This is a genomic window from Streptomyces zagrosensis (genome assembly GCF_014203645.1).
In the GTDB taxonomy this organism is placed as follows: domain Bacteria; phylum Actinomycetota; class Actinomycetes; order Streptomycetales; family Streptomycetaceae; genus Streptomyces; species Streptomyces zagrosensis.
The window spans coordinates 1-4,290 of sequence record NZ_JACHJL010000054.1 but is presented as its reverse complement, the minus strand read 5'-3'; the positions used below and the strand labels follow the sequence as shown (position 1 = coordinate 4,290).

5 protein-coding genes are annotated in these 4,290 nt (G+C 67.1%); 2 read left to right on the top strand and 3 right to left on the bottom strand.

The features are described from left to right. Both FHS42_RS35950 and FHS42_RS35945 read right to left on the bottom strand, forming a co-directional pair. Nucleotides 1-1,490: site-specific integrase (locus tag FHS42_RS35950; protein ID WP_184580563.1), on the bottom strand; the 1,490-nt coding region annotated here is incomplete at its 3' end. Continuing rightward, nucleotides 1,487-2,146 carry a helix-turn-helix domain-containing protein gene (locus FHS42_RS35945; protein WP_184580561.1) on the bottom strand — a complete coding sequence of 220 codons (660 nt, stop codon included), beginning with the start codon at nt 2,144-2,146 and terminating at the stop codon, nt 1,487-1,489. The genes FHS42_RS35950 and FHS42_RS35945, both read right to left, overlap by 4 nt. A gap of 91 nt (nt 2,147-2,237) precedes the next feature. On the opposite strand from FHS42_RS35945, the gene FHS42_RS35940 reads away from it, so the two are divergent. Then, on the top strand, nt 2,238-2,525 hold the full coding sequence (locus FHS42_RS35940; RefSeq protein ID WP_184580559.1) for a hypothetical protein: 288 nt from the start codon (nt 2,238-2,240) through the stop codon (nt 2,523-2,525). 167 nt (nt 2,526-2,692) lie between these two features. Next, nucleotides 2,693-3,019 (top strand): divalent-cation tolerance protein CutA, encoded by a 327-nt coding sequence (cutA, locus tag FHS42_RS35935; RefSeq protein WP_184580557.1) that lies wholly within the window; start codon nt 2,693-2,695, stop codon nt 3,017-3,019. Nucleotides 3,020-3,070: 51 nt separating this feature from the next. Here the strand turns inward: cutA and FHS42_RS35930 are convergent. After that, nucleotides 3,071-4,290: helix-turn-helix domain-containing protein (locus FHS42_RS35930; RefSeq protein ID WP_184580555.1), on the bottom strand; the 1,220-nt coding region annotated here is incomplete at its 5' end.

Sequence of the window (4,290 nt, the reverse complement as noted above, 5' to 3'; positions counted from 1 at the left end):
ACGAGCTGCACGACCTTCTCGGCGGCGTCGCGAGCCAAGTCGTCGAGGACGGACTGGTAGATGTCTCGCGTGACCCGTGTGTCCGAATGGCCGAGGGTCTCCGAAACGACCTTGATGTCGACGCCGGCCGCGAGCATCAGCGTCGCGGCGACGTGCCGGAGGTCGTGGAGGCGGATGGGCGGCAGGCCGGCCGCCTCCGTGAGACGCTCGAACAGGTCGCTGACCTTGCCCGGATGAAGGAGGGAGCCGTCCTCCTGAGTGAAGATGCGACCCGTGTCCTGCCAGCCCTCACCCCACGCCTCGCGCTCCCTCTGCTGGCGAGCCTTGTGTGTGAGGAAGCCCTCGCTGGTCTCGCCGTCAAGAGCGATCAGCCGGAGTCCGCTGTCGGTCTTGGGCGCGCCCTCGTGGACCTCCCAGCCGTCCTGGACGAGCTGCGTGGCGATGGCCAGCGAGCAGTGCTTCGCGGAGTAGTCCTCCCAGCGGACACCGCAGGCTTCTCCTCGGCGGGTGCCTCGAAAGGCGATGAGTCGCCAGAGCAGGTACAGCCGGTCTCTCGCGACGAAGTCGAGGAAGACGGCGGTCTGCTCAGGGGTCCAGACCATGACCGGCGACGGCCTCTTGCCGGTCTCCTGCCAGCGAGCGATGCGCTCCTCGGTCCAGACAAGGGCCTTCGGCTTTGTTCCCGGGAGGAGCTCGACGTGAGCGGCCGGGTTGAAGGCCGGCATGACCTGCTGGGCGATGGCGACGTTCAGGGCAGCCCGGAGGGTGTCGCGAATGTGGGGCTGGGTGTTCAGCCCAGTGACTCGGCGAAATGGCGGCATCGCGTCGAGCTGGGCGCGGAACCACTTCCGGCGTGCTCGGTTCTCGGCTCCCTTGTTCGGGGTGGCCTTCAGCTCGTCGGCGACCGCACGGCGTTGGGCGTTCTGTTCTTGGATCTCGATGTTTCGCTCGTTGATGGCGTCGAACATCTTGTCGATGTGGTGGACCCGGAGCTTGTCGAGGCGAAGGTGCCCGAGGTGTGGCTTGAGATGGACGCGGATATCGCACTCGTAGCGCGACGCGCCGCCACGGCGCAGACGTTTCCGCCCCGCCAGCCAGGTGTCGAGCCACTCCCCGACGGTGGTCTTCGAGTTGAGCGACTGACCCGTCTGGAACCGGCGACGGGTCTCGTCGTAGTCCGGCAGAGGAGTCTTCTCCTTGACGCAGTCTTCCAGCAGATCGCTGATCTGTGTCTTGCCCCAGGCGTCGTCCTCTTCGGGTATCGCCATGAGGGCCCGGACCTTGCCCAGCTCCTCCTGGGCCTTGGTGCTGGTCTCGAAGCCACCACGCCGAAACCGCCGTCGGCGGCCGTCCTGAGCGGGGTCCAGTTCCTGGAAGACCCCGAAGGTCCCGTGCCGTCGTGACTGGAGCTTCGGGCACGAGGCCCCGAGATCCTTTCCGGTCTCGGGGTCAGTGCACCGGCACCGTCGCGTGATGGTGCCGTTCTTCATTCACTCTCCTCGGCCTCGGTGTGTGTGTCGGGTTGGTCGATGAAGGCGAGCCCGTCAGGAAGGGCCGGAGGGGTGAGTCCACGCTGGCGCATCCGTTCTCGGTACGTGCGCAGCTCCCGGGCATCCTCGAAGGCGTGCGCCTCATAGCCCTCGGCCCGCTGAAGGAGCGTGGTTCTGCGGCTGCGGTCCAGAGTGGTGCTGGCTACTCGCCGCCGCTCCTGTGCCAGGGCGTATGAGGACATCGCGGCCGCGACAAGGTCACCGTGGTGGCGGAAGCTGTCGAGGACGTCCCGGGGCGAGCCCTCGGGGGCAGCATCATCCAGGAGTGTCTCGCCGGTGAACCATGCGACCGCGTCCCAGGTGGACAGCTCGCGGCCCGGCAGGACCTCGACCGCCGCCGAGGAGCCGAGCGGAAACAGGAGAGTCACCGGAGGGACGCCCAGCACGTCGGCAAGCATGACGACGTCTGCCACGCTGATGCTCGTCTTGCGACCGGACTCCAGGTTCTTGATGGAGTGCTCGGTGAGTTCCGGCATGCCGCGGGTCGCGCAGCCCTGCGCGACCTCGGCCATCGTGAGGCCGGCGGCCCGGCGCGAGTCCCGTAGGCGCTGAGCGATCCGACCGGTGAATTCTGCCGACCATCGATCAGATGTCATGGCGACACCCTAAGGCCACAAAAGGCGCTGCAGCAACTCCGTGATACATCTTTCGCGTCACCACGGCACGCGAAATGACAGGGAGAGAGTCATGACGGCATCTAGGGCGTCTGGAGCGACACGGGGACTGACCGGCGACGAGCTGCTCGCTCTTCCTGCGGTGATCGATCTCGACACCTCGAACAAGGCGTTGATGGTCGGGCGGTCCACCGGGTACGGACTCGCCAAACACGGGGAGTACCCGGTCAAGGTTCTACGCCTCGGCAACGCGTACCGGGTAGTCACGGCCGACCTTCTGAAGTTGCTGGGCGTGGAGCGCCAGCAGCCCGGCGGGGGACAGGAGTCTGGTAGCAGCGAGCGGCACGGCCTCGCTGCCTAGGGGCGTGCCGCGACCCCTTGCGAGCGCAAGCTGCGCAGCTCTACGCGTACTGCGTGAGCGATAAGTCTGGAAGGTGAGTTCGGGGCGGTACCCCGGCAACTACCACCTGCCGGCATGCGTCGAACACCTGGATAGGGTCGCGGTACCCGAGCTGGAGAGGTAGCCGCATGGACCACGACATCGTGATCGCGCAGACGACCAGTGATGACGAGGAGCAGGCGAAGACGCTTGCCAGAGGCGCTGTTGAGAGCAAGCTGGCAGCGGGCGTTCACATCGATGCGCCCATCACCGCCTTCTACTGGTGGCAGGGGAAGGTCGAAGCGGCTCAGGAGTGGCGGATCTCCTACATGACGTCGTCGGACCGCCTCCCCGCACTGGAGGCCTGGCTGCACGAGAGGCACCCGTATGACGTCCCCCAGTGGGTCACGCTGCCCGTTACCGGAGGGTCGCAGGCGTACCTGGCCTGGGTGGTCGACGAGACGCGCCCGCAGTAGGGCACGCCGCCCAGCGCCTCGCCCTTGGCGAGCGTGCACGGGCGCGACGGTTCACGAGGAAACGAACGTCAGCAGGTGGCTGGCCAGGTCGTGCTCCGTGTCGGGGAGCCCAGCAGCGATTGCCTGCGCCCGCTGACGGCCCATGGTGTTGGGCTTGGACTCCGCTGCCGCTGCGAACTGGTGCGCGACGTAGGCCCCGCGGTCCACGTCGCCGCCGCGCAGAAGGGCCGACGCCAGGTCGCCGAGGACGACCACTCCGGAGTCGGGCAGCTCCCCACCCAGGCGCTTGACTGCGGAGTCGGCTGTGGCCGTCAGTTCCTGACGCTTGAGTTCGCCGTATACCGACAGCGTTAAGGAGTCCATCCGGTACGGCGTCACGAAGCGAACCCACGCTTGCTCACTCGTATGGTCGGCGAAGTCGTAAGCGAACTTCGCCTGTTCCAGGGCTCGGAGAGCGCCGGCATCATTCCCTGACTGAGCGGCTTCCTCAGCGTACCGGCCCAGGGCCCACGCTGCAGCGGTTGCGTTGCCACGCCCGCGCACATCCTGAGCTGCCTGCGACAGCATCTCCAACGCCTTCGCAGGGTTGGGGGCGCCGTAGCTCGCGTAGCCCAGGGCCAGGGCGCGCAGAGGGGGGTGCCCGGCCTTCTTCGCGCACTCCGAGGTCACTCCATAATAGGCGGCGGCCTTGTCGTGCTCCCCAAGATCCCAAGCAACCCACCCGGCAAGAGCTGCGGTTTCTCCCGCCGCGATGGTCAGCGCTCGCTCATGGGTACCGGCGCGGGGAAGGGCTGCGGTGATCGCGTCCAGGTGGGACTCGACCCGAGCCTGCAGGCTACGTGCGCCTTCGCTCAGCTCGTCCACGTGTAACCGGGCCGCATGATCAATGAGAACGCCCGCCGACTCAGGGTCGATCTTGGAACCCTTGCTGAGTGCATAGGCGAGCCGGCCCCACGGCTCGGCAGCCGTAGCCGCGCCGACGACGGCGCCTCCCAGCAGCGTTCGGCGCTTCACGTCGTCGAGGTCCTCCTCTTCGGCCCTGTTTCTCTCTCGCCGCCTGGCGCGGGCGGCTTTCGCCTCGCGCAGTAGTGGCTCCAGTGGGACGCCGCAGGCCAAAGCGATGTTCCCCATTGTGTGGTCCGTCGGGACGTTGTCACCTTTTTCGTACCGACCGACCTCTCGGCGGGTCATCGTTGCCCGGCCGGAAACGGCGTTGATCGCATTGGCCTGCTCGTCCTGCGTCCGGTTCGCGTTACGCCGCAGGTGACGGA

Bases quoted from the DNA above. Each gene is read 5' to 3' on its own strand.
- FHS42_RS35945 (WP_184580561.1), bottom strand. From the start codon at position 2,146: ATGACATCTGATCGATGGTCGGCAGAATTCACCGGTCGGATCGCTCAG.
- FHS42_RS35940 (WP_184580559.1), top strand. From the start codon at position 2,238: ATGACGGCATCTAGGGCGTCTGGAGCGACACGGGGACTGACCGGCGAC.
- cutA (WP_184580557.1), top strand. From the start codon at position 2,693: ATGGACCACGACATCGTGATCGCGCAGACGACCAGTGATGACGAGGAG.